A 24,434-nucleotide genomic window follows, 5' to 3' on the forward strand; every position below is an offset into this window, starting at 1 on the left:
GTTGTCGAGAACTCAGCCACCCCTGCGCCCGGCCCGACACCCACCTGACCCGCACCGGATTGTGCGAGAGGAGGGACAGAAATGACCGAACTCACCCTGGAAGAGGCGGAAGCGTATGTGCTCGGCGTGTGTTTCAAGACCGGCCCCCCTGAGCGGATCGGTGTGGAGACGGAGTGGCTGGTCCAGGACCGCCACAACCCTCTGCTACCGATATCCGTCGACCGGCTGAACGCCGCCCTCGCGCCGATCGAGGTGACAGGCGCCCTGCCCGGGGGCAGCAGGCTCACCCGTGAGCCGGGCGGCCAGCTGGAGCTGAGTTCCCCGCCGGCCCTCTCGCTCGGCGCGTGCGTCGAGATGATGGCCGCGGATCTCGCCGTACTGCGCACGGCAGTCGAGCAGGCCGATCTGGCACTCGTCGGCCGGGGCCTCGACCCCTATCGTGAACCGCCTCGCGTGCTCGACCACCCCCGCTACCGGGCCATGGAGAGCTTCTTCGACCGCGAGGGCCCCTGGGGCCGCGACATGATGCGCCGCACCGCATCCGTACAGATCAACCTGGACTCCGGCGAGGACTCCCGCGGCGTGGGCGGCTACCGCTCCCGCTGGGAACTCGCCCACCGTATCGGTCCCGTGCTCGTCGCCGCCTTCGCCAACTCCCCGATACAGGACGGGTGGCCCACCGGGTGGCTGTCCACCCGGCAGGACGTCTGGTCCCGGATGGATGCCGGTCGTACCCGCCCGCCCCGCCACCACTGCGACCCACGTGTGGCCTGGACCCGCTATGCGCTCGACGCGCAGGTGATGTGCATACCGGGCGACCTCAACGGGGACTGGTCCGCGCCCTCCGGCTTGACCTTCCGCGCCTGGCTGCGAGGCGTACCCGAACTGCGGCCGCCGACCCTGGCCGACCTGGACTACCACCTCAGCACTCTGTTCCCGCCGGTCAGACCGCGCGGCTGGCTGGAGTTGCGGATGACCGACGCTCAGAACGGCGACGACTGGGTCGTGCCGACTGTACTGGCCGCGACGCTCCTGAACGACGCGGTGGCGGCCGATGCCGCCTACGCGGCAACCGAGCCACTCTGCCCGGACTCGCGGCGGCCCGTCCCCTCCCACGACGTCTGGCTGCGGGCGGCCCGCAGCGGCCTCGACGACCAGGACCTCGCCAAGGCCGCCCGCGCCTGCTTTGCCGCGGCCGACAGCGCCCTCGCCGTTCCCGGCACCCCGGCGGTCCTGCGGCATGTCCTGAACGATTTCGCCGAGCGCTACACAGAGCGCGGCCGTTCCCCGGCCCATGACCATCTGGACGCGCTCCGCCGCACCTGACCCCTGGGCCCTGCGGCGACCGAGGACGAGCCGATCCCATGAGCGCTACGGGTTCTCCCAAGCCGCCGGTTCCGCCGCCAGCTCCTTCACCGCCACCGGCAGGGCGTCCGCCGCGACGTCCGCGATCGTGACGCCCTCCAGGATCCGGCGGACGTTGGCGCGCAGCGCGATCCACAGCGGCAGCAGCGGCTCGGCCGAGCCGGCGTAGGACAGGCCGGTCGGGCGGACCCCGCGCACGGAGACGATGGGGCCGTCGACGGCCCGGATCACGTCGGCGACGGTGATCGCCGCCGCGTCCCGGGCCAGCTGGTAGCCGCCGTTGCCGCCGCGCCGGCTGTCGACCAGCCCGGCGCGGCGGAGGTCGCCGAGGATGCCCTCCAGGAACTTGTGCGGGATGTCCTGGACCGTGGCGATGGTCTCCGCCTTCACCGGACCGTCGCCATGGCGCACGGCCAGCTCCAGTACCGCCCGTACCGCGTAGTCCGCCCGTGCCGAGATCCTCATACGCCCATTGTCACCGGTCCCGCCCGTCTCAGCGCAGCCGGATCACGTTCCAGGACAGCGGTTCCAGTACGGCGGTGAGGGTGCCGTCCGTGAGTGCCGTGCCCTCGACGGGGTGCGGGCTGACACGCTCGGGGTCGTCGAGGGTGTTGCGGGCGTCCGGGTCGGCGTCCGCGAGGGTGCTGTGCTCGACGACGGAGGTCAAGTCCAGGGCGTTGAGGGCTACTTCGAGCGGCAGCGCTTCAGTGCGGCTGCGGTTCACCGCGAACACGGTGACCGAGCCGTCTTCGGCGCGTACGGCGGTGGCGTGCAGCAGGTCCGCCTCGCCGTACTTCTTCGTCTCGTACGTCGGTGAGTCCACCCGTACGTCCAGGACCTGCCCGCGCCCGTACTTCGACGCCTGCGCGAACGGGAAGAACGTCGTCTGCCGCCAGGCCGCGCCGCCCGGCTCCGTCATGATCGGCGCGATGACGTTGACGAGCTGGGCGAGGCAGGCGACAGTGACGCGGTCCGCGTGGCGGAGCAGGGCGATGAGGAGCGAACCGAAGACCACGGCGTCGGTGACGCTGTAGTTGTCCTCCAGGAGACGGGGCGCCTCGGGCCAGTCGTCCTGCTCGAACGCCTTCGCCCGCGCCTCCCACTCGGGCAGGTACCAGACGTTCCACTCGTCGAAGGACAGGTTGATCTTCTTTTTCGACTTGAGCTGTGCTCCCACGTGGTCGGCGGTCGCGACGACGTTGTCGATGAAGGACTCCATGTCGACGGCGGAGGCGAGGAAGGAGTCGATGTCGCCGTTCTCGGGCCAGTAATAGGCGTGCAGCGAGACGTAGTCGACGAGGTCGTACGTCTCCTTGAGGACCGTCGCCTCCCACTGGGCGAACGTCGGCATGGACTGGCTGGAGGAACCGCAGGCGACGAGTTCCACGGTGGGGTCCATCTGACGCATGGCACGGGCCGTTTCGGCGGCGACGCGGCCGTATTCCTCGGCCGTCTTGTGGCCCGTCTGCCAGGGGCCGTCCATTTCGTTGCCGAGGCACCAGAGCTTGATGCCGAAGGGGTCCTTGTCACCGTGGGCGATGCGCTGCTCTGCGAGGGCGGTGCCGGAGGTGTGGTTGGCGTATTCCTGGAGCTCCAGGGCTTCTGCCACGCCTCGGGTGCCGAGGTTGACCGCCATCATGGGTTCGGACTGGGGGCCGATCTTGCGGAGGAAGTCGATGTATTCGGAGAGGCCGAATCGGTTGGTCTCGGTGGAGTGCCAGGCGAGGTCGAGGCGGCGGGGGCGGGTCTCGGCGGGGCCCACCGAGTCCTCCCACTTGTAGCCGGAGACGAAGTTTCCTCCGGGGTAGCGGATGGCTGTTACGCCGAGTTCGCGGACCAGGTTGAGGACGTCTTGGCGGAGGCCTGCGTCGTCTGCGGTGGGGTGGTCCGGTTCGAAGATGCCGGTGTAGACGCAGCGGCCGAGGTGTTCTACGAAGGAGCCGAAGATACGGGGGTTTACCTGGCCGATGGTGAATGCGGGGTCCAGGGTGAAGCGGGCGGTGCGCATGGGGTCCTTTCGGTTGTGAGTATGTGCGGGTTCGTGGGGGCTTGTCGCGCAGTTCCCCGCGCCCCTAAGCGGCGATTGGCCAGCCGTTTCTTGTCCAGATCAGCTTGTTCAGGCCCAGCTTTGGCGTGCCGGCATCCTCCGCGTCGTAATAGTGATACGCCAGCCAGTCCTTGCCCCTGTCCCGGAACACCGACTGGCCTCCCGTACCGACGTACCTCCCATGTCCCTCCAGCAGCAGGTCGCCGCCGCCCTCCAGCATCGGCCTTCCTGTGCTGTCAACGTACGGGCCCGTGATCTTCGTAGCTCGGCCGACCTTGATCTTGTACGTCGAGTTCACGCCCGCGCAGCAGGCGTCGTAGGAGGCGAAGAGGTAGTAGTGGCGGCCGTGTTTGACGATGTACGGGCCTTCTACCGCGTAGGGCGCGTCCGGGCGAGTGGCCAGGTGGTGGACCGGGGTGTTCGCTGCCGCCTTGCCTGTCCGTTCGTCCAGCTCGATCATGCGGATGCCTGTCCAGTACGAGCCGAAGGACATCCAGAGTTTGCCGTCTGCCCTGGTCAGGGCGGGGTCTATGGCGTTCCAGTGGTCAGTCGTTTCGGAGGTGAAGGCCTTGCCGTGGTCGGTCCAGGTGCCGGGGAGGCCGGAGGGGGAGGTGGCGACGCCTATCGCGGAGTGGTTGGTGCCCCAGCTCGATACGGCGTAGTAGAGCCAGTAGCGGCCGGCGCGGTAGGAGATGTCGGGGGCCCAGGGGTCGCCGGTGTCGTTGTACTCGTACCACCAACTCGGGGGCTCGGCGAAGGCGTTGCCCGCGTCAGTCCAGTGGGTGCGGTCCTGGGAGACGCGGGCGCCGAGCACGCCGCCGGTCGAATAGGCGACGTAGCCGCCCTTCTTGAGGCGGATGACGGTCGGGTCGTGGATGATCTGCTGGCCGGTGATCGGCTGGGGGGCGGGGTAAGTCTCGGCTGCTTGCGCCGTGTTGGGAAGGAAGCCCAGGAGGACCGCCGTCAGTACGGCCGTCAACGCTCTGTGCGCTCTCACTGTCCCGCCAATCCCGTGTGGGCGACGCCCGCGACGATCTGCCGTTGGAAGAAGATGAAGACGACGATCAGAGGCAGGCCGGCCATCAACCCGCCCGCCATCAGCTGCGCCCACTGGATGCCGTAGGAGTTCATGACCGTCGCGATGCCGTTCGGCATCGTCATCAGGTCGGGGTTGTTGGTCACCATGTACGGCCAGAGGAAGTTGTTCCAGGACGCGATGAACGTGAAGATGCCTACCGCCGCGAGGGAGGGACGGGCGAGGGGGACGACGATGGTGAAGAAGACGCGCCAGCGGCCCGCACCGTCGATGAAGGCGGCTTCCTCCAGTTCGCGCGGGATGCCCTGGAAGAACTTGTAGAGGATGTAGACCATCGCGGCGGGCGCGCACTGCGGCAGGATCATGCCCCAGTACGTGTCGACCATCCCCATCTGCTGGACCGTGGTGAAGAGAGGCACGCCGAGGACCGCGGGGGAGATCATCAGGCCCGCCATGACGACGGCCATGAGAACGCCCTTGCCGCGGAACTCCGTGCGGGCGAAGCCGTATCCGGCCAACGCGCTCACCAGCAGGACCACTGACGTCACGCAGACCGAGACGACCAGGGAGTTCACGAACCAGTTGGTCATGTTGCCGGTCTCGAAGAGGGCCGTCCATGCCTGGCCCGTCCAGTCCTTCGGGAGCCAGTGCGGGGGGACCTCGACGGCCTCGGTCTCCGACTTGAGGGAGGTGAACAGGCCCCAGGCGAACGGCGCGAGGAAGACGACGGAGACGGCCGTCCCGAGGAGGGTGAGGATGATCTGGCTGGGGGTCCATGCCTTGCGCGGCTTCATCGGTACGGCGGTCGTCATCGGAGCGCGCCCTCCTCACGGTTGCGCAGCAGCCACATCCGGGCGAGGGCGACGGCCGCGATGATCACGAAGAAGATGATGGAGATGGCGGAGGCGTAGCCCACGCGGTAGCTGGTGAAGCCCTCTTCGAGGGTGTACTGGACGAAGGTGCGGGTCGCGCCCTCGGGGCCGGGAGTGAAGTCCATCATCACGACCGCCTGGTCGAAGACCTGGAGCGAGGCCAGGATCTGGAGCGCGATGACGAGGCCGGTGATGTTGCGGAGCATGGGGAGCGTGATGTGGATCATGCGGTGCCACGCGTTCGCGCCGTCCAGCTTCGCCGCCTCGTAGAGGTGATCCGGGATGGACTGGAGCGCGGCCAGGTAGAGCAGGAAGCTGAAGCCGACCGTCCACCACAGGGTGGTGATGACGATGGCGAGCATGGCGTACGACTTGTCGGTCAGCCAGGGCGTCTCGATGCCGAAGACGTGGTTGATCATGCCGGTGCCGGGGTTGAACAGCCACTGCCACAGGTTGCCCGCGACGGTGGAGGGGAGGAGGAAGGGCGCGAAGAAGCACAGGCGCCACAGCCAGGTGGCGTGTTCGATGTGGTGGGCGAGCATCGCGAGGAGGAAGGCGAGGACCGTGATGCAGGGGACGACCAGGAGCGTGAAGTACGCGCTGTGGCCGAGGGTGTCCCACATCAGGGGGTCCTGGAGGGCCTCGCGGTAGTTGTCGAGGCCGACGAAGTTCGCGCTGTCGCCGGAGATGTTGGCGTCGGTGAAGCTGAGGTAGAGGCCGCGGAGAAGTGGCCAGATGACGAAGAGGGCGAAGAGGACCAGGAACGGGGCCACGAACCAGCCGCCGTGCTGGAAGCCTTGCTTCCGGCGGACGGTGGCGCTGTCGGCGGCGGTCTTCGCTCGCGCCGGTGCGAGCACGGTCTGAGCGCTGGTGGTCATGCGACCGCACCTCCCTGCGCGGCGGTCCTGCCGTCCATGGGGTTCTTCGTCGCGAGCAGCCTGGTGAGCTCGCTCTTCATCCGGCGGGCGGCGGCGTCCGGCTTGGCGGAGCCCGTCGTCGAGGAGACGACGATCGGGCCGATGTCCTGGGCGAGGATGCCGGTGGAGCCCGCGAACCACACCTTGGGTTCGGTGGCCTGGTGGTCCATGGCGGAGACGTACTCGTTCTGCGGGGTCATCTTCCGGTACGCGGCTGTGGACAGGATCGGCCGGTAGGCGGGGATGTGGCCGCCGAGCGCCCACTGCTGGGCATCCTTGACGATGTAGGCGGCGAGTTGGTGCGCGGCCTCGTTGGCGGGGCCGCCGCGGTCGGCCTGGTGCGGCAGGACGAAGACGTGCGCCTCGGCGTGGGTGGCCTGCTTGCCGAAGACGGGCGGCAGCGGGGTGGCGCCGTAGTCGACTTTCGCGGCGTCGAAGACCGGTACCGACCAGTTGCCCTCCCAGACGAAGGGGGAGCCGTTGACGAACTGTTCGGCGCCCGCGCCGCCCCCGAAGTTCGGGTCGGCGTATCCGTCGGTGATGTGCCGGCGCAGGAACTCCAGGACCTGGGTGGCCTTGTCGGTGTCGAAGGTGACCTCGGTGCCGGCGTCGTTGAACCAGGTGCCGCCGAGCTGGGTGTAGAAGGCGACGAAGAACCACCACTGGAAGTTCTGGTCGCTGTGCCAGAAGCCGAAGGTCTGCAGGCCCTTCTTCGTGGCCGCCTTGGCCTCCTTCAGCACGTCGAACCACTCGTCGGTGGAGGAGACCGGGACCATCCGGCCGTCGTCGCCGAGCAGCCCCGCCTTCTTCAGCACGTCCCTGCGGTAGAAGCAGAGCTGGACGTGGATGTCGAGCGGGACGGCGTAGAGCTCGCCATCGATGACGCCGCGGTTCCACAGCTGGGGGTTGAAGTCCTGCTGCCGTACGCCGTACTTGGCGAGCAGGTCGACGTCCCAGGCGTCCAGGAGGCGGCCGGGCGAGAACCCGGTGACCCGGCCCATGTGCATGACGCCGAGATCGGGTGCGCGGCTGCCCGCGGCCGCCATGGCGAGCTTGGTGTAGAAGGGGCTGCCCCACTGGAGGGTGGAGTCCTTCACCGCGATGTCCGGGTTGTCCTTACGGAAGGCGTCCAGCATCGCGATCATGTTGTAGCCGTCGCCGCCGCTGAAGAGGTTCCAGTAGCGCACCCGGGTGTCCGCGCCGGAGGCGAGCGCGTCGGCGCCCGTGCCGAGTGCGGCGAAGCCGAAGCTGCCCGCGACCGCCAATCCGCCTGCCGCGGCCAGAAGTTGCCTGCGATTCAGGCCGGGTTGTCCCATGTGCCCTGCCCTCACTGTTCGACATTTCGGATTATGCTCGTAACTTCGAACCGGACCCTAAAAAGAAAGCGCTTGCACGTCAATGAGTTGCACAGGACTTTCGGTCGGCGCCGGTCGTTTCGCGTTGGACAACGGTCGGCCGATCGCATGACGTGGACAGTTCCGGGCGCGTAATCTCTGACGGGCTGCCGAACGGCGGTGAGAAGGGGGTCCGATGGGCATCGCGGGCGCGCGCAACAGTGCGGGGCGGGTCGCCACGGCACTGCGGCGCGCGAGAACCAGCTCCGTGATGCGCGAACTCGCCGGCGAACTCGGCGCCGCGGTCCGGGCCAGGCCCCGTCCACCGTCCGGGGTGCACGAGGTGTGCCGGGCGCTGTGCGAGGAGATGAGCGTGCGCCGCGGCGGACGGCCCGTCGAGCTGCGCTTCGAGCGGTTCCCCGAGGAGATCGAAGTCACCGGCCTGTGGGTGGAGTTCCAGGACTTCGACCTGGTCATCGTGGAGGAGCGGGCCGAGGCGGTGCAGCAACTGGTCATCCTGGGCCATGAGTTGTGGCATCTGCACGCCGGGCACCGCCACCACCACGGCATCGGCACGGCCGCCGCCCACGCCCTGGCCGGGCCCCGCGGCTGGGACGACCTCGCCCTGACGGTCGCGGCCCGCAACGGCTCCCGGCAGACGGACGAGGCGGAGGCGGACGACTTCGGGCACCGGCTGGCGGCGATGTTCCGGCCCTTCGTCGCCGGACAGGGCGGCGAGACCTCGCCCGACCCGGTCCAGAGGTCCCTCGGCTACCGCGGACGCGGAGGCGGGCGGCGGTGACACATCCCCAACTGGCCTCAGGACCGGCCGAGTTCTTCACGGGGCTGTACATCTCCTTCTGGCTCCCGGGCCTGGTCCTCGGCACCGCCCTGGCGATCAAGCTGCCCAGCCTCGTCAAGCTGTGGCGGGACCCGCTGCTGCGCGCCGTCGGCGGCCTGCTGCTGCTCGCCTGCGCGGTGTTCGTCTTCGCGGCCCCGAGCACCATCGCCTGGACGAACCGGGTCACCGGCGTACCGAACATCGCGGCACCCTGGGTGTACTCCCTGATCACCGCGCTCTCCGCGTCCTGGCTACTGCTCGTCATCCACTGGCGCAACGGCCGTACCGAACGTCAGGCGCAGACCCGGCGCGCGACCCGGTGGGTCGTCTCCGTCTACGCCGCCGTGGTCGTCGCGCTGTGGGTCCTCTTCGCGCTCGCCGACGTACCGGTCGAACAGATCGAGGACCTGGACACGTACTACGCCACGACACCGTTCATGCGCGAGGAGATCCTCCTCTATCTGATCGTGCACACGGTGGCCTGTCTGATCACCGCCCGGCTCATCTGGACCTGGATCCGCACCGACGGCCTCGACGGCTGGCTGCGCTGGGGCCTGAGGTTCCTGAGCGTCGGCTACGTCACGAACCTGCTCTTCAGCGCCGCCAAGTTCACCGCCATCACGGCCCGTTGGACCGGACACGACCTGAACTGGCTCAACACCAACATCGCGCCGTCCGCCGCGTGCATCGGCGCCACCATGGTCGCGGTCGGCATCATCGTCCCGCACGCCGGGCAGTACCTCCAGGAACGCTGGCTGGTCAACCGCCGGCGCCGGAGCCTGGCGCCGCTGGCCCGGCTGCTGCGGAGCGTCACCGGCCGCCGCGAGCCGCTCGCCCTGCGGGCAACCCCCGAGATCCGCCTGATCCGCCGCGAGACCTATATCCGCGACGCGCTCCTCCAGCTCTCCCGCCACCTCGACGAGGACCTGCGACGCCGGTCCTACGACAGCGCCCTCGCCCTCGGTGCCGAGCCCGACAGGGCCCAGGCCCTCGCCGCCGCCGTGACGATCCTGGACGCGGTGGAGGCGGAGCGGCGCGGCCCGGAGGGCGACAGAACGACCGCCCCCGACACCGCGTACCTGTTGCAGGAGATCTACGCCGTGTCCGAGGCCCTGCGCGCTCCCGACGAGATCACGGCGGTACGCGCCCGCGCGGCCGTCCCGGCACAGGCCCCGTCCGCGCACGACTACAGCGTCTTCCCGGGGGACACCCCCCGGACCCCCGGCAGCACAGCAGGTCGGCAAGGATGACCGGCGTGGACATCGCGAGGCAAGCTTGAGTGAACCACCCTCCCCCGCCAGAGTCGCCGTCGTCCTCGGGGGATCTCATACCGGCATGCTCGCGGCACGCGCCCTGGCCGGGCTCGCCGACCGGGTCGTCGTCGTGGAGCGCGACGAACTGCCCCGGGAACCCGCGCCCCGCAAGGGCCTGCCGCAAGCGCGCCACGTCCACATGCTGTGGTCGGGCGGTGCCCTGGCCATGGAGGAACTGCTGCCGGGCATCACCGAGGTGCTCCGCGCCGCCGGGGCCCGCCGGGCACCGATCACCACGGACATGGTCGGCCTCTCCCCGAGCGGCTGGTTCCGCCGGTGGCCCGAGTCCCACCACGTGATCCTGGCCGGACGGGACCTGCTCGACGCGACGGTCCGCGCGCAGGTCCTCGCGGACGGGCGGATCGAGGTGCTCGGCGCGGAGGTGCTGGGGCTCGTGGGCGGCCCGGAGGCGGTCACCGGGGTCCGGGTGCGCGAGCGCGACGGCCGGGAGCGGACCCTCGACGCGGTCATGGTCGTCGACGCCACCGGCCGGGGTTCCGGAGCGCCCCGCTGGCTGACCGACCTCGGGCTGCCCGCGCCGGAGCGGCGCGAGGTCGACTCCGGTCTGGCGTACGCCAGCCGGCTCTATCTCGCGCCCGAGCAGGCTCGCCGCGGCTTCCCGGTGATCAACGTGCAGCCGGACCCACGGGACGGCGGCCCCGGCCGGACAGGCGTCCTGCTGCCCATCGAGCACGGCCGCTGGCTGGTCACCCTCAGCGGCACCCGCGGCGGCGAACCCACCCCCGCGAACGCCTCCTCCGACGACTTCGTCCGCTTCGCCCGCGAGGAGCTGCGGCATCCACTCGTCGGCGACCTGATCGCACAGGCCGAGCCGCTGTCCGAGGTGGCCTTCACCCGCACGACCGCCAACCGCCGGAACTTCTACGAGCGGATGCCGGTCTGGCCCGACCACTTCACCGTCCTCGGCGACGCGCTCGCCGCGTACAACCCCGTCTACGGCCATGGCCTCGCGGTCGGTGCGCAGAGCGCCCTGATCCTGCGGGATGTCGTACGGCGTCGCGGCCTGGGCTCGCCCGGGCTGTCCCGTCGTATCCAGAAGGCGGTGGCCCGGCCGGCCGGCGCGGCGTGGGATCTGGCGATCGGGCAGGACGTGTTCTACCCCGGGGCCACGGAGAACGGGCCCACGCTGCGGGACCGGCTCGTGGCCGCGTACGTGAACCGGCTCATGCACACGGCCACCGGCAACGGCCGGATCGCCCGCCGCGTGACCGACGTGACGTCGCTGGAGCGGCGGGCGGAGGTGTTGCTCACTCCGTCGGTTCTGCTGGCGGCGATGGTGGGGCCGTTGCAGCCGCCCCTGAGCGAACCGCCGTTGACCGGGGACGAGTTGAAGCGCGCGGGCTTGCGCTGAACCCGCGCGCGACGACGGGCGTCAGCCGGCGAACGCCGGCTGCGCCAAGCCCTTTCCGGCCCCCGGCACCACCAGCAGCGAGCCCGCCACCGGGTGCGGGAACTCCAGGCCCACCCGCGCCGTCGTGATGTAGAGGTCGGTGAGGTCCGCTCCCCCGAACGCGCACGCCGTGACCTGCGGGGTCGGGAGGGTGATGACCCGGTCCAGCTCGCCGTCCGGCGTGTAGCGGCGTACCGCTCCCCCGTCCCACAGCGCCACCCACACACAGCCGTCGGCGTCGACCGTGAGGCCGTCGGGGAAGCCCGCGCCCTCCTCGATCTCGGCGAACCGGCGGCGGCCGGAGATCCGCCCCGCCGCGTGGTCGAAGACGTCGACACAGCGGGTCGGCGAGTCGATGTAGTACATCCGGCGTCCGTCGGGGCTCCACCCGGTGCCGTTGCTGACGGCCACGTCGTCGAGGACGGTCTCGACGGTTCCGTCACCGGTGACACGGGACAGGCTGCCGCCGCCCGGCGCCTCGTCGTACCGCATGGTGCCCGTCCAGAGCGATCCGTCAGGTGCGACGGCGGCGTCGTTGGCGCGGCGGCCGGGGACGCGTTCGCGGTGCAGCCAGCGGAAGCCTTCGTCCGCGTCCAGGAGGCCCACCCCGTCCACGAGATTGAGGACGAGCCCTCCGCCGGCGCGCGGCTTGGCGGCGCCCACGTGCTGGTCGACGACCCGAAGCGTTCGCCGGCCGGACGCGGGCTCGTATGTGTGCACCCGCCCGCCGAGGATGTCGACCCAGATCAGCCGCCCGGCCGCCGCGTCCCAGGTCGGGCCCTCGCCGAGGGTCGCCTCGGCCCGTACCGCGACTTCGTACTTGTACGTCATCCCACGCTCCGGTGACCGAGCCGCTCGGACAGTTCGGCCGCGCCCTTGGCGGCCAGCTGCTCCAGCTCACCACGCCGCTCGTCGCTCCAGCGGATCATCGGCACGGAGATGGACAGCGCCGCGACGACCTTCCCGGTACGGTCCCGGACGGGCGCGGCGACGCAGGAGACGTCGGGGTTGGACTCCCGGCTCTCGACGGCGATGCCCCGCTCCCTGATCTCGTCGAGGGTCTCGCGCAGGGCGGCCGGGTCGGTGATGCTGTTCGGGGTCATCGCGACCAGCTCGGCGTCCTGAGGGATGCGCGCGGTGAGTTCCGTCTCGGGAAGGGAGGCCAGCAGCATCTTGCCGACGGAAGTGCAGTGCGCGGGCAGCCGGCGTCCGGCGGCGGAGACCATCCGCACGGCGTGCGTCGAGTCGACCTTGGCGATGTAGATGACGTCGGTGCCCTCGAGGATCGCCACATGCACGGTCTCATCGCAGGTCTCGGCGACGGACCGGGCGACCTGCTGTCCCTCGGCGGCGAGGTCCAGCTGCTCGGCGTACCGGCTGCCGAGCTGGTACGGCCGTACACCCAGCCGGTACCGACCCGGCTGGCCCGGGACCTGGACGATGTACGACCGGGCGGCGAGCGTGGTGACCAGCTCGTGCACGGTGGTGCGCGGCAGCTGCAGCTTGCGCACGATGTCGGGGGCGGAGAGCGTGCCGTCCCCGTCGAGGAAGAGCTCGAGAATGTCGAGAGCCCGGGTCACGGCAGGTACGAGACGTCCCACGTCCGGCCCCCTCCCTTGGTATGTGTTCGAGATTTCAACAGGCGATCGGAATAACGAACACAGGCTACTCAAGGTCTGTTTGCCTGGGCAATGGGCAGGCACCCACCCGTCACCCCTGCACTTCTCCCAGCCTCCCCCGCAACCGCTGCGCCCGCAGCACCAGCTCCAGCTCGAACCGGCGGTCCGGGTCGTCGATCTCGTCGCCCCAGAGTTCGCGGATCTGGCGCAGGCGGTAGCGGACGGTCTGCGGGTGGACGCCGAGGCGGGCCGCCACCTCGGGGGCTCCGCCGCGGGTCTCCAGCCAGGCCAGCAGGGTCTGGGCGAGCCGGCGGCCGTGGGTGGGGCCGCAGTGGGCGAGGGGGGCGAGGCAGCGCAGGGCGAGGTCGTCGAGGAGTTCCTCGGGCTGGAGCAGGACCAGCGCCTCGGTGTGCTCGGTGCAGTAAAGGACGTCGCCGGCGGGCAGCAGACCGCGTTCCATCAGGCGTACGGCCGCCTCCGCCCAGCGCAGTGACTTCGCGGCGTCCGCCAGGGGGACCGGGGGGCCGATGGCTCCGGACCAGCCGGTCAGGGCGCGGTGCAGCAGTTCGGGGCGGCCGGCGGCGTCCGGTTCGGGGACGACCATGCGGGGCTGCTCGTACTCCATGTCGAGCAGGACGCCCTGGCCCACCGCGGGGGCGACGGCCTCCCGGGCGGGGCGCAGCAGTACGCCCACCGCGACCTTCTCGGGCAGCGGCCAGCCGATCCGGGCGGCCCGTTCGGAGAGCGCGTCGGCCGGGTCGCCGCGGTGGTGCTCGGCGAGCAGGAGCTCCATCAGGCGGCGCTGCAGCCTCAGCCGTTCTCCGGCCTGCCGTGCGGCCGCCTCCGCGTAGCCCCGTACCGACTGGTCGACCAGGCCGTCGAGGTACTCGTAGCCCGCGTCGACCAGCTCGTACATCGCCGGGGGCGGGATGTCCACGCGCTGGCCGATGTCGGCGAAACGGCGCCAGGCCAGTCGTACGCCCATGCGGTAGATCGCCTGCAGCGAGTCCAGACTGCGGCCGTTGAGACCTTCGCCGCGGCCGAACTCCTGGAAGACGCCCGGCGGTACGGTCGGGCGGCCCTCGGCGGTCTCCAGGTGCTGGACGAAGACCTCGATGGCGCGGCGGATGCCGACCAGGGCCATCGGCTCGCCGGACTCGTCGAGGACGACCGGCAGATGGGGATACTCGCGGCGGATCTCGCGCAGGATCTCCTCAGCCAGGTCGGGCGCCTCGGACATGGCGATCGCGGCGAAGCGGCGGACCTGGAGACGCGGGACGTCGAGCCAGGCCGAGCGCGTGGACACTGCCGGGGATCGGGCCGACACGGGTCAGCTCCCCTGGCCGGCTTGCTCGTACGTGATCAGGGGGGTGTTCGGTTGGTCGGGGGTCGCCTCGAGGAGCGCGACGATGCCGAGGGCGGCTCCTACGGCCAGTGCGGCGGCGGCCGCCACCGTGAGTGCTGCGGCGAGCAGTCTGGACATGTCGGGTCAGCCTTTCCGGACATTTCTAGACGCATCTGGACACGTCTAGAGGTACTCGAAAGGTCGCCCTCACCCTTGCGCCGGCCCCGTCCGGCAAAGGTTCAGTCTTGACTTTCCATTGACACTCCGTCAAGGGTGCGCCTACGGTTCCCGGCGCAGACGGGTTCGCGCGCACTGTTCCCCAGCACACCCCAGCCTTTGGAGTGCCAGGATGCGCCGTACTGCCTCACCGCTGTCCCTGATCCTGCTCGGCCTCGGCACGTTCCTGCTGGTGCTGGCGCCCCTGCTGGCCTGGTACGTGGAGCCGCGGGCCGCCGTGAATCCGATCGACATCGACCAGACCGCCGTCTACCAGGGCACGGGTTCCGTCTTCGACGTGGAGCAGGTCGAGACCGTCCCCGACCAGGCCATCACCATCACCCAGCGGGTCCGCGGCGACGTCGCCGAGAGCGAGCGCAGCGGACGGGCCGCGGTCTGGGACGTGACGACCACCGTCGACACGGACAAGTCCCTCCCTGCGGCCGATCCGCACGACGCGCTGGACTTCGTACCGCACCGCTGGGTCAGCGACCGCCGCACCAACCGGCCCGTGCACTGCTGCGGCGAGACGCCGTACATCGAGGGCGAGGCATATCTGAAGTTCCCCTTCGACGTGCAGAAACGCGACTACCAGTGGTGGGACAACACCGGCGAGCGCACGGTCACGCTGCGGTACCGGGGCGAGAAGAAGATCCAGGGGTACGAGGGCTACCGGTTCACCGGGACCGTTCCGGCCATCAAGACCGGAACGCGACTCGTGCCCGGCGCCATCATCGACCAGCCCGAGCGCTCCCAGGTCTTCGCCGAGGAGTGGTACGCCAACCACGGCATCGAGCTGGTCGTCGACCAGGCCACCGGCCGGGTGCTCTACGCCCAGACCGGCCCGCGCCGGACGCTGCGCGCGCCGGGCGGGGACGAGGACGCGGCGGTGCTCCTGGACAGCCGGAAGATCGCGTTCACGGACGAGACACAGGAGTTCGCGGTCGAGCGGGCCAAGGAGGACAGCGGGCAGCTGCGCCTCGTGGGGCGGACCCTGCCGGTGGGGGCGGCCGTGGCCGGATTCGTACTCGCGGCGGTGGGTGGCGTTCTGGTGATACGTGGGCGGAAACGTCCGGAAAATGCCGAGGAATCCGAACAATACCCACCGACCCTCACGATGTGATGTGGCGTCAGCTCCACAAAGCCCGGAAATTGTCACGCCGGTGAGTAGCAGCTTCGAACCACTGGGCGAAAACTGTCCACCCCCACAACTGAACACAGTGCGCCCACACCCTGTTCACAGGACAGTCCGCCCCATTCACAGAAGGAGTCCACGCCCTCACCGGCACCCTCACCGGCGCCCCAACAGGCGAAAACCACTCCACGCCCTCATGCACACCCCCCACCCCACGTGCCACTCCCCCCACTGAGTTCCGCACCCTGAGACGAGTTGGAGCACCGATGCCCCAGCACGTGCCTTCCCAGCTGCGCGCCGCACTCCCCCGGGCGCCGCAGCACCCCCCGGCGCACCCCCCACCTCCGCGCCGCATCGTCTTCCTCGCCCATCGGGACCTGGGCAATCCTGCCGCCGGCGGTTCCGAGCTGCTCGTCGACCGGCTCGCCGACGGACTGACCGGCCTGGGCCACCAGGTGACCCTGCTGTGCGGCGGCCCGGCCTCCTTCCGTGACTACCGGGTCGTGTCGGCGGGCGGTGAGTACGGCCATTTCCTGCGCGCCCGTTCCGCCTTCGCCCGGCAGGTCGGCGACTGCGATCTGCTGGTCGAGGTGTGCAACGGCATGCCGTACTTCGCGCCGATGTGGCATCGCGGCCCGACGATGTGCCTGGTCAACCATGTCCACACCGATCTCTGGAAGATGCGGTTCGGCGGCGGGCCACTGGCGCCGGCCGCCCGGATCGGACGAAGACTCGAACACTGGGCACTGACCGGTGCGCAGCACCGGAGCCTGATGGTCGCCGTCTCCCCCTCGACAGCGCACGCCCTGCGCGGGATCGGCGTCGAACGGGACCGGATCCGTGTCGTCCACAACGGGGTCGAGGACCCCGGCCCACGCGCCGACCGCTCACCCGAGCCGCTGTTCGTGGCGGTGGGGCGGCTCGTCGAGTACAAGCGGATCGATCTGCTGCTGCGGCTGTGGGAGCGGGTGCGGCCGGTGACGGGCGGGCGGCTGGTGATCGTCGGCGACGGGCCCGAACGCGCGCGGCTGGAGCAACTCGCCGGTGCGGGCGTGGAGTTCGCCGGGCATGTCAGCGAGGCCGAGAAACACCGGCTGCTGTGTGCGGCGTGGCTGCTCGTGCATCCCTCCGCGGTGGAGGGGTGGGGGCTGGTCGTCACGGAAGCGGCGACCCGTGAGACACCGGCGATCGCCTTCGACGTGCCGGGGCTTCGGGACTCCGTCGTGGACGGGGAGACCGGGATTCTCGCGCACGGGGAGTCCTCGTTCGCGGCGGCGTGGTGCACGCTGGCGCTCTCGGAGCATCGGCGGGAGCTGATGGGGAAGGCGGCGCGGGACCGGGCGGCACGCTATCGCTGGGATCGGACGGTTCGGCAGTTCCGGGCGGTGGCCTCCGAGGCGGTGCGGGGTTGGGTGCCGTGACGCCTAATCGCCGTGACGGTGAGGCCGGTTTGCGACTGCGGGTCGTGCGTGGCTTGTCGCGCAGTTCCCCGCGCCCCTATCGGGGCGCCCCAGCTCGTCGGCATATGAAGGATCCGTCTCTTCGGCGGTCCTTTGCCCTCTTCCGTGCGTTTCTGCACGAGCAGGACGATCCCGACGCCTGCTACTCGCTCCTCGCCCGGGATGCCGTCGATCAGGTCGAGGCCTACGGCGGTCCCGTCGTCGGGCGTACCGTCGTCGATGTCGGTGGCGGCAGCGGGTACTTCACCGAGGAGTTTCGGCGGCGTGGTGCGCACGCGTTTCTCTTCGAGCCCGATGTACGGGAGTTGGGACAGAAGCCTCCCGACTCGGCCGTGATCGCGGACGGGTATCTGCTTCCCCTGTACGACTCGGTCGCCGACGTCGCTTTCTCGTCCAATGTGCTCGAGCATGTCGACGATCCGCAGACGTTCCTGAGCGAGCTGGTGCGGGTGACCCGGCCCGGTGGGCTGATCTATGTCTCGTTCACCAACTGGCTGTCCCCGTGGGGCGGTCACGAGTGGGCGCCCTGGCACTACTTCGGTGCGGAGTGGGCCCGGGCCCGCTATCGGCGCCGTACCGGGAAGCCCGCGAAGCACACCCTCGGCGAGAACCTGTTCGCCGTGCACATCGGTCCGACCCTGCGGCAGGTGCGTGCCCGGGACGACGTCACGGTCGTCTCGGCGCGTTCCCGCTACTGGCCCTTCCTCGCGGAGACCGTCGTCAAGGCGCCGGGCATCCGTGAGGTGGCCACCTGGAATCTCCTCCTCGTCCTCCGGCGGTGTCCTCCATGACGACCACGGTCCAGGCTCCTCCCCCGGCAGCCGTCCCCACCACCACGACCGCGTCGGGCCCGCCGCACGGCCCCCGGTCGCGGCGCTGGCTGCTGGGGTTCTGGGCCGTGGTCTTCGTGCTGCTGCTCGCGGTGCAACCCGGGCGGCAGACCTTCGACACGAAGCTGGGCGTCACCGTCGACCCCGGTCAGTTCCTCGCCGACCTGGGCCACTTGTGGCACGACCGGGGCTCCTTCGGCGGGATCTCTGACCAGTACGTCGGCTACCTGTGGCCGATGCTGCCGTACTACTGGCTGTGCGATCTGATCCAGTTGCCGGTGTGGCTGGCGGAACGGCTGTGGCTGTCGCTGATCGTGTCCGTCGCCTTCTGGGGCGCGCTGCGGCTGGCCGAGCGGCTGGGGATCGGCAGCGGCGGGTCCCGGCTGGTGGGGGCGGTGGCGTATGCGCTGTGGCCGACCTTCACGATCGTCGTCGGCTCTACGTCGGCGGCGGCGCTGCCCGGTGCGTTCCTGCCGTGGGTGCTGCTGCCGCTGACGAACGAGCGGTACGCCGCCCGGGTCGCCGCCCTCCGCTCCGCGCTGATCGTGCCGTTCATGGGCGGGGTCAACGCGGCGGCGACGCTGGCGTCCCTGTTGCCGGTCGGCCTGTATCTGCTGTCCCGACCGCCCGGACCACGGCAGCGCAAGCTGATCGCCTGGTGGGTGCCCGGCGTGATCCTGGCGACCGCCTGGTGGTGGATCCCGCTGCTGCTGCTCGGCTTCTACGGCGAGAACTTCCTTCCGTACGTGGAGACTTCGCAGACCACGACGGACACGATGGCGGCGACGGAGGCACTGCGCGGCGCCGGGAACTGGGTCGCCTATCTGCACTTCGGTGAGGCGTGGCTGCCCGCCGGGTGGACCGTCGTGTCCTCGGTCGTCGTGGTCGTCTGCTCGACGCTGGCCGCCGGGCTCGGGCTCGCGGGACTGGCCCGGCGTGACCTGCCGGAGCGGCGCTGGCTGGTGCTGACCGTGCTGACGGTGGCGCTGATCGTGCTCGCCGGGTACGGCGGGGCGTTCGGGGCGCCCTTCCACGGGGTGGTGCAGGACTGGCTGAACGGCTCTCTGGCCCCCTTCCGCAACATCTACAAGTTCCTGCCGGGCCTCGCCCTCGCGCTCGTCCTGGGCCTGGCCCATCTGGTGGGCGTGGCCACCGAGCAGCGCGGCGCCCGCCCGGTCCGGGGCCGTCGTCTCGCGCCGCTGATCGCGGCGGTGCTGGTGCTGCCGGGGCTGATGTGGCCGTATCTCAACGGGTCGATCCTGAACCCGGGGTCCTTCCAGGAGATCCCCAAGTACTGGACGGCGACGGCGGATTGGCTGGAGGAGTACTCGCCGGATTCGCGCGCCCTGGTGGTCCCGGCGACCGCGCACGGCATCTACACCTGGGGGTCGACGATCGACCAGCCGCTGGACGTGGTGGCCGAGTCGCGCTGGGCGCAACGGGATTACGTGCCCATGGGCACGCCCGGCAACCGGCGCGCGATGGACGCCGTGGAGCAGGCGCTGATGTCGGGCGCTGAAGTCCCGGGCCTCGCGGACTACTTGAGCCGGGCCGGCATCCATTACGTCGTCGTCCGCAACGACCTCGACCCCGACCAGATCGGCCACGTACCGACCACGACGGTCAAGCGCACCCTGGAGCAGTCCGGGTACGAGCGGGTGAAGGGCCTGGGTCCGGTCATGACGGGCGGCCGGATCGCCGAGGGCACCCCGCTGGAGATCGAGGGCATCTATCCGAGGCAGCGGGCGGTGGAGATCTACCAGCCGCCGGGGAACGAGGGGGTACCACGTCCCGGCCAGGCTTCGCTCCTGCCGGTGTCCGACACGGCCGTGGTCTCCGGCGGCCCGGAGGCGCTACTGCCGCTGGCGACCGAACTCCGGGGCCGGGCCACGGTGTTGACCGGGGACAACCACCCCGGGCTCGGCACGCCACCCGTCCAGGTGGTGGGCGACGGACTGCGTCGCGCGGACACCCGGTTCGGGCTGGTCAACGCCAACACGTCGTACACGTACACCCGCGACGAACGCAACGCGCCGGACGCCGCCCAGGACGCCGGCGGGAAACCCCACCAGATCCTGCCGACCGAGGGCCTCGGCCATCAGACGGTCGCCGAACTGCGCGGCGCCCGCTCGGTCACGGCCTCCTCGTACGGCAACTGGCTCTTCCACCTCCCGCAGTACGACCCGGTGAACGCCTTCGACGGCAACCCGGACACCGCGTGGGCCGAGGGCTCGGCGGGCTCGGCGGACGGGCAGTGGCTGCGGATCGGGTTCAGCGAGGCGTACGACATGCCGTCGTCGTTCAGGGTGTCGCCGTTGCCGCAGGAGAGTGTGCGGTCGGCGGCGACGCGGGTGCGGGTGGAGACGGAGAAGGGGGCGCGGACCAGCGTCCTGCGCCCGGACGGGACGGCGCAGAGCATCAAGGCACCCTCGGGTGAGACGAGTTGGATGCGGCTGACGATCGTCGACTCGGTGGCGCGGCACACGGGTCTGACGGGCGCGGGCTTCTCCGAGATCTCGCTGCCTGACGTGCAGGTCACGCGCATGCTGCGACTGCCGACGGACGCGCGGGAGGCCGGTTCCGCAGCCGAGATCGTCTCGCTGCACCGCACGGCCGACCCGACCGGCCTCTCCGCGACCGGCACGGAGGCGGGCCTGCACCGCCGCTTCTCCACGGGCACGGCAGGGACGTACGAGGTGACGGCGAGCGCGGTGCCGGTACCCGGCGCGGAACTCGACCGGCTGCTGTACGACGTCGCCCCCGACCAGCAGAGCCGCATCGTCGCCACCGCCGACTCCACGGCACGGCTCGGCGCGGGCCTGGCGGCGCGCAACCTCACCGACGGTGACCTGACCACGGCGTGGATCGCGGGCGACCGCCCCACCATCCACCTCCGCTGGGACGGCGCACAGCCGGTCGGCGAACTGGTCCTGGCCCCCGCGGGCGGCCTCTCCACCCGACCCACCGAGGTGCAGATCAGCTCCCCGGCCGGAGCCGCCCTCGCCGGCGTCGACGAGAACGGCTGGGTCCGCTTCCCGCCGATCACCACGGACCGCCTCGACATCACCGTCACGGCGACGGCCCCGCTGACCCTCCACAACCCGGTCGTCGACGAGGACCTGCGACTGCCGGTGGGCCTCACGGAGGCGTACGTCCCAGCCCTCGACGCCTACCGCACACCCCAGCCGGCGGCCACGCGCACCTTCTCGCTGCCGTGCGGGCAGGGGCCGGTGATGGCGGTGGACGGGGAGCTGTACGAGACGAGTGTGCGGGGGACGGTACGGGACCTGACGGAACGGCGACCTGTACAGGTGACGCTCTGTCAGGAGGGGCGTGCGAACGCAGAGTTGGACCTGACCTCCGGCCAGCACCGGGTCGAGGGCGGGGACGCCGGGCCGCTGGCGCTCACCGATGTCACCCTCACGCGCGGCGGGACGCTCGCCGAGCCCACGTCCGCGGACCGCGACCTCCAGATCCGTGACTGGCTCGGCGACCAGCGCCAGGTGACGGTCGGGTCGGGCGCGGCCACGTACCTGACGACGTACCAGAACTACAACGACGGCTGGAAAGCCACCCTGAACGGCGACGAGTTGTCCCCGGTCCGCCTCGACGGCTGGCAGCAGGGCTGGCGGATCCCGGCCGGGGCGGGCGGCACGGTCAAGCTGTCGTACGAACCCGCGACGACGTACGACGCCGCGCTGATCGGCGGGGGTGTGGCGGTGGCGGCCCTGGTGGGGCTGGTGTTGTGGCGCCGTCGCTCCCCGAACTCCGACGAGCCGCAGCCGGTGCCCCCGCCGCCGGGTCTGTGGCTGGGGACGGTGGCGCTGACGCTGGTGGGCGCGGTGATCGCCGGGTGGTTCGCGCTGCTGGTACCGGCGCTGGCGCTGCTGGCTCACCGACGGCACGCACTGCTCGTACCGATCGCGTTCGTCGCGCTCGCGGGGGCGGGGATCGCGGCGGCGGTGGGAGCCGGGGAGCCGGCGGGCGCGGAGGAGGGGGCCTTCGGTCCGGCGGCTCAACTCCTGGCGCTGATCGGGTTGTTCGCGGGGTTGGTGAGCGTGCGGGAGCGGGACTTGACGGCGGTGCCGCCATCGGCCGCGGGGCCGCCTCCCACGTCGGAAGCCCCGACGCAGCAGTTGCCGCAACGGGAGCGGGGCGCGAGCCCTCTCGGCGCCGAGCCCCCGCCGCCTGCCCGCCCGGACTCCGGCCCGACCGTCTCGGCACGGGGCCCCGGCGCCCCGCCGCCCGACCCGCCCACCGTGCGCTTCGCGTTCCGCAAGCCGAGGCTCAGGGCGACACCACCCGAGGCGGACCTGAGGGGGGACCGCGCATGACGACGCTGGAGCACCGCGCCGAAGGCCCCGTACGGCCTCCCGAGCGCATCCCGTTCCCCGTGGTGGACGAGATCGCCCGCCACTGCCTCCAGGAGGAGGAACCGGAAACGGTCCACATCGAGGTCCACCTACCGGGCCACCTGGACCGCGACCGCCTCCGCTCCGCCTTCCACGAGGCCCTCCGCCGCCACCCCCGCATCCTCATGCGGGAGGCGGCGGGTCGGTGGTACCGACGCCGGTACGAGTGGGAACTGACGGCGGACCCGGATGTGGAGGTCGTGACGTTCCTGCCGCCGGGCCCGGACGCACTGCGAGGCGCACGGACGCGTGCGCTGGTGGAGGCCCCGCCGCTGACGGCTTCGCCGCCGATACGGCTGGAGGTGGTGGAGGGGGCGGGGGCGGTGGAGGGGAGTGAGGCGACGGATGCGGTGGGGGAAGCGGCGGCGGCTGCATCCGCCGCCGCTGCGGGCAGCGGTGCGGGCCCCGCGGGTGCGAGCAGCCGTGCGGGCCAGGGCGACGCCCACCCCAGCAGCGGCGCCGACGCAACGGCTGCTGACGCTGGTGCACCCGCCGCTGCCACACCCGCCGCCGCTGCCGCTACTGCATCCGCCGCCGCTGCGGGCAGTCGTGCCGCTGGGGCGGCACGGGTGGGCGCAGCGGCACCCGGCCAGCGCCGGCAAGCGACACCCACGCCCGGCACCAGCAACGCCGGTCACAGCAAAGGCACGGTCCTGTTCCTGACCATCAACCACACCGCCCTGGACGGCCCCGCCTGCCTCCGCGTCCTCGCCACCGCCGCCGAGCTGTACAGCGGCCGTGACAACTCCCCCGCAGCCTCCCCCACCCGCCCGACGCAACCCCCACCCCACCCCGAAGAGACCCCCTCCAACTGGTCACCCCCCGCCCGAGTAGCCCCCGGCACCCCCGAACCCTCCCCCGGCAACGGCATGCTCGTCACCGAACTCCCCCTCCCCCCCCGCCCCAAAGGCTCCCCCTACACGGTGAACGACCAGCTCATGGTCACCACAGCCCTGATGATCACCCACTGGAACAGAGAACACGGCGAACACCCCCGCCCCCTCCGCATCACGATGCCCGTGGACGACCGCCCCAGGGACACGACGATGCCGATAGGCAACGGCACCCGCCTGGTAGAAGTCCCCTTCACGCCAGCCGAGTTGAACCCGGCGGACATGCCCGCACTCCTCAGCCGTACGGCACTCCGAACCCGCGCCCTCAAGTCCCTCCCCCGCCCCCAACTCGGCCACGGAGCCACCCTCCTCACCGCCCCCATCACCCCCGTGTCCTGGCGAGCCGCCCTCACCAGAACCCTCCGCCGAGCAGCCGCCCCCTGGACCTCGACGACGCTCCTCAGCAACATCGGCCGCGTCCCGTACCCCCTGGACTTCGGCGAGGAGGCAGGCCGCGCGCACGCCGTCTGGTTCTCGGCCCCCGCGAGAATGCCCCGCGGCCTCACCGTCACCACCGCCTCCACGGCCGGCCGCCTGCACCTGGCCCTGCGCTGGTCCCGAGCCCTGCTCAGCCACGGCGACGGCGCGCACCTGCGTGACCTGTTCGAGCACTATCTGCACACCACGGAGGTGGCCCCATGACGACAACGTCCACGACCACCACCCCACCCCGCACGGAACTCCGCGACTTCTACGAGAACCCGGCGGTCCCCGTAGCCTCCGGCACCCCCCGCACCCTCCGCCAGGCCCACCTCCTGGCCACCGCCCTGGGCCCGTCGACCGGCCCGTCCGGCCACACCCGCACGATCCTCGACATCGGCTGTGGCGACGGCACGGCAGCCGCCACCACCGCACCTCTCCTCCCCGGCCACCGCATCATCGGCGTCGACTGGTCCCAGGACGCCCTGAAACGCGCGCACACCAGAATCCCGTACACCCTCCGAGCCGAGCTCAACTCCCTCCCCTTCAGGGACAGTTCAGCGGACGCCGTGCTGTTCAGCGAAGTGATCGAGCACCTCGTGGACCCGGACGCCGCCCTCGACGAGATCCGCCGGGTGCTGCGCCCGGGCGGCCATCTGATGCTGTCCACCCCGAACCTGGCCGCCTGGTACAACCGCGCCCTCCTCCTCGCGGGCGTGCAGCCCGTCTTCTCGGAGGTCAGCCTGCGCGCGATCCACGGCCGGCCGGGACGGGAAGTCGTAGGACATCTGCGGCTCTACACGGCCCGCGCCCTCCGCGAGTACGTCACCGCGGCAGGCTTCGAAGTCGTACGACTCAAAGGGGCCCCCTTCCACGGCGTACCGCGTCCCCTGCGCCCGCTCGACCGTCTCGCCTGCTCCAGAGCGCCACTCGCCTCGATCCTCCTCCTGCACGCGCGAAGGACGTAG

The 24,434-nt window shown here is 70.9% G+C and carries 20 protein-coding genes; 10 read left to right on the forward strand and 10 right to left on the reverse strand.

Features of this window, described 5'->3' with window-relative positions:
- The first annotated feature begins 81 nt into the window (after positions 1-81).
- Positions 82-1,326 (forward strand): ergothioneine biosynthesis glutamate--cysteine ligase EgtA, encoded by a 1,245-nt coding sequence (gene egtA / locus KCH48_RS14265; RefSeq protein WP_210574030.1) that lies wholly within the window; start codon positions 82-84, stop codon positions 1,324-1,326.
- Between the two features lie 45 nt (positions 1,327-1,371).
- Here the strand turns inward: egtA and KCH48_RS14270 are convergent, their stop codons facing one another.
- From KCH48_RS14270 to KCH48_RS14295, 6 genes are all read right to left on the reverse strand, one after another.
- Positions 1,372-1,830 (reverse strand): Rrf2 family transcriptional regulator, encoded by a 459-nt coding sequence (locus tag KCH48_RS14270; RefSeq protein ID WP_210574032.1) that lies wholly within the window; start codon positions 1,828-1,830, stop codon positions 1,372-1,374.
- A gap of 28 nt (positions 1,831-1,858) precedes the next feature.
- Entirely contained in the window at positions 1,859-3,373 is a 1,515-nt protein-coding gene (locus KCH48_RS14275; RefSeq protein ID WP_210574034.1) for an alpha-N-arabinofuranosidase, read from the reverse strand.
- Between the two features lie 64 nt (positions 3,374-3,437).
- Complete coding sequence (locus tag KCH48_RS14280) at positions 3,438-4,409, reverse strand: arabinan endo-1,5-alpha-L-arabinosidase (protein WP_210574036.1); 972 nt, start codon at positions 4,407-4,409, stop codon at positions 3,438-3,440.
- Entirely contained in the window at positions 4,406-5,260 is an 855-nt protein-coding gene (locus KCH48_RS14285; protein WP_210574039.1) for a carbohydrate ABC transporter permease, read from the reverse strand. The genes KCH48_RS14280 and KCH48_RS14285 overlap by 4 nt, the downstream gene beginning before the upstream one ends.
- Positions 5,257-6,198 carry a carbohydrate ABC transporter permease gene (locus KCH48_RS14290; protein WP_210574041.1) on the reverse strand — a complete coding sequence of 314 codons (942 nt, stop codon included), beginning with the start codon at positions 6,196-6,198 and terminating at the stop codon, positions 5,257-5,259. The genes KCH48_RS14285 and KCH48_RS14290 overlap by 4 nt, the downstream gene beginning before the upstream one ends.
- On the reverse strand, positions 6,195-7,553 hold the full coding sequence (locus tag KCH48_RS14295) for an extracellular solute-binding protein (RefSeq protein WP_210574043.1): 1,359 nt from the start codon (positions 7,551-7,553) through the stop codon (positions 6,195-6,197). Before KCH48_RS14295 ends, KCH48_RS14290 begins: the two co-directional genes overlap by 4 nt.
- A gap of 214 nt (positions 7,554-7,767) precedes the next feature.
- Between KCH48_RS14295 and KCH48_RS14300 the strand changes: the two genes are divergently transcribed.
- The 3 genes from KCH48_RS14300 (at position 7,768) to KCH48_RS14310 (ending at position 11,097) form a co-directional block, all read left to right on the forward strand.
- Complete coding sequence (locus KCH48_RS14300) at positions 7,768-8,373, forward strand: toxin-antitoxin system, toxin component family protein (protein WP_210574051.1); 606 nt, start codon at positions 7,768-7,770, stop codon at positions 8,371-8,373.
- Positions 8,370-9,662, forward strand: a complete 1,293-nt coding sequence (locus tag KCH48_RS14305) for an MAB_1171c family putative transporter (RefSeq protein WP_307840882.1) — start codon at positions 8,370-8,372, stop codon at positions 9,660-9,662. Before KCH48_RS14300 ends, KCH48_RS14305 begins: the two co-directional genes overlap by 4 nt.
- Before the next feature lie 85 nt (positions 9,663-9,747).
- On the forward strand, positions 9,748-11,097 hold the full coding sequence (locus tag KCH48_RS14310) for an NAD(P)/FAD-dependent oxidoreductase (RefSeq protein ID WP_210574053.1): 1,350 nt from the start codon (positions 9,748-9,750) through the stop codon (positions 11,095-11,097).
- Positions 11,098-11,118: 21 nt separating this feature from the next.
- Here KCH48_RS14310 and KCH48_RS14315 read toward each other — a convergent pair whose 3' ends face one another.
- From KCH48_RS14315 to KCH48_RS14330, 4 genes are all read right to left on the reverse strand, one after another.
- Positions 11,119-11,967: an SMP-30/gluconolactonase/LRE family protein gene (locus KCH48_RS14315; protein ID WP_210574055.1), complete on the reverse strand. Its 849-nt coding sequence runs from the start codon at positions 11,965-11,967 to the stop codon at positions 11,119-11,121.
- Complete coding sequence (locus tag KCH48_RS14320) at positions 11,964-12,737, reverse strand: IclR family transcriptional regulator (protein ID WP_210574057.1); 774 nt, start codon at positions 12,735-12,737, stop codon at positions 11,964-11,966. The genes KCH48_RS14315 and KCH48_RS14320 overlap by 4 nt, the downstream gene beginning before the upstream one ends.
- 109 nt (positions 12,738-12,846) lie before the next feature.
- Entirely contained in the window at positions 12,847-14,082 is a 1,236-nt protein-coding gene (locus KCH48_RS14325) for a CdaR family transcriptional regulator (RefSeq protein ID WP_210574059.1), read from the reverse strand.
- Positions 14,083-14,085: 3 nt separating this feature from the next.
- Positions 14,086-14,238, reverse strand: coding sequence for a hypothetical protein (locus tag KCH48_RS14330; RefSeq protein ID WP_210574061.1), 153 nt, complete (start codon positions 14,236-14,238; stop codon positions 14,086-14,088).
- A gap of 211 nt (positions 14,239-14,449) precedes the next feature.
- Between KCH48_RS14330 and KCH48_RS14335 the strand changes: the two genes are divergently transcribed.
- From KCH48_RS14335 to KCH48_RS14365, 6 genes are all read left to right on the forward strand, one after another.
- Entirely contained in the window at positions 14,450-15,439 is a 990-nt protein-coding gene (locus KCH48_RS14335; protein ID WP_210574063.1) for a DUF3068 domain-containing protein, read from the forward strand.
- Between the two features lie 278 nt (positions 15,440-15,717).
- Positions 15,718-16,872, forward strand: a complete 1,155-nt coding sequence (locus KCH48_RS14340; RefSeq protein ID WP_210574066.1) for a glycosyltransferase family 4 protein — start codon at positions 15,718-15,720, stop codon at positions 16,870-16,872.
- A gap of 104 nt (positions 16,873-16,976) precedes the next feature.
- Positions 16,977-17,702 carry a bifunctional 2-polyprenyl-6-hydroxyphenol methylase/3-demethylubiquinol 3-O-methyltransferase UbiG gene (locus KCH48_RS14345; protein ID WP_210574068.1) on the forward strand — a complete coding sequence of 242 codons (726 nt, stop codon included), beginning with the start codon at positions 16,977-16,979 and terminating at the stop codon, positions 17,700-17,702.
- On the forward strand, positions 17,699-22,075 hold the full coding sequence (locus tag KCH48_RS14350) for an alpha-(1->3)-arabinofuranosyltransferase (protein ID WP_210574070.1): 4,377 nt from the start codon (positions 17,699-17,701) through the stop codon (positions 22,073-22,075). Before KCH48_RS14345 ends, KCH48_RS14350 begins: the two co-directional genes overlap by 4 nt.
- A complete protein-coding gene (locus KCH48_RS42225) occupies positions 22,072-23,688 on the forward strand; it encodes a condensation protein (RefSeq protein ID WP_246885291.1) in 1,617 nt (538 codons plus the stop codon). Before KCH48_RS14350 ends, KCH48_RS42225 begins: the two co-directional genes overlap by 4 nt.
- Positions 23,685-24,434, forward strand: coding sequence for a bifunctional 2-polyprenyl-6-hydroxyphenol methylase/3-demethylubiquinol 3-O-methyltransferase UbiG (locus KCH48_RS14365; RefSeq protein ID WP_210574072.1), 750 nt, complete (start codon positions 23,685-23,687; stop codon positions 24,432-24,434). Before KCH48_RS42225 ends, KCH48_RS14365 begins: the two co-directional genes overlap by 4 nt.

The organism is Streptomyces sp. GESEQ-4 (genome assembly GCF_017948455.1).
Classification (GTDB): domain Bacteria; phylum Actinomycetota; class Actinomycetes; order Streptomycetales; family Streptomycetaceae; genus Streptomyces.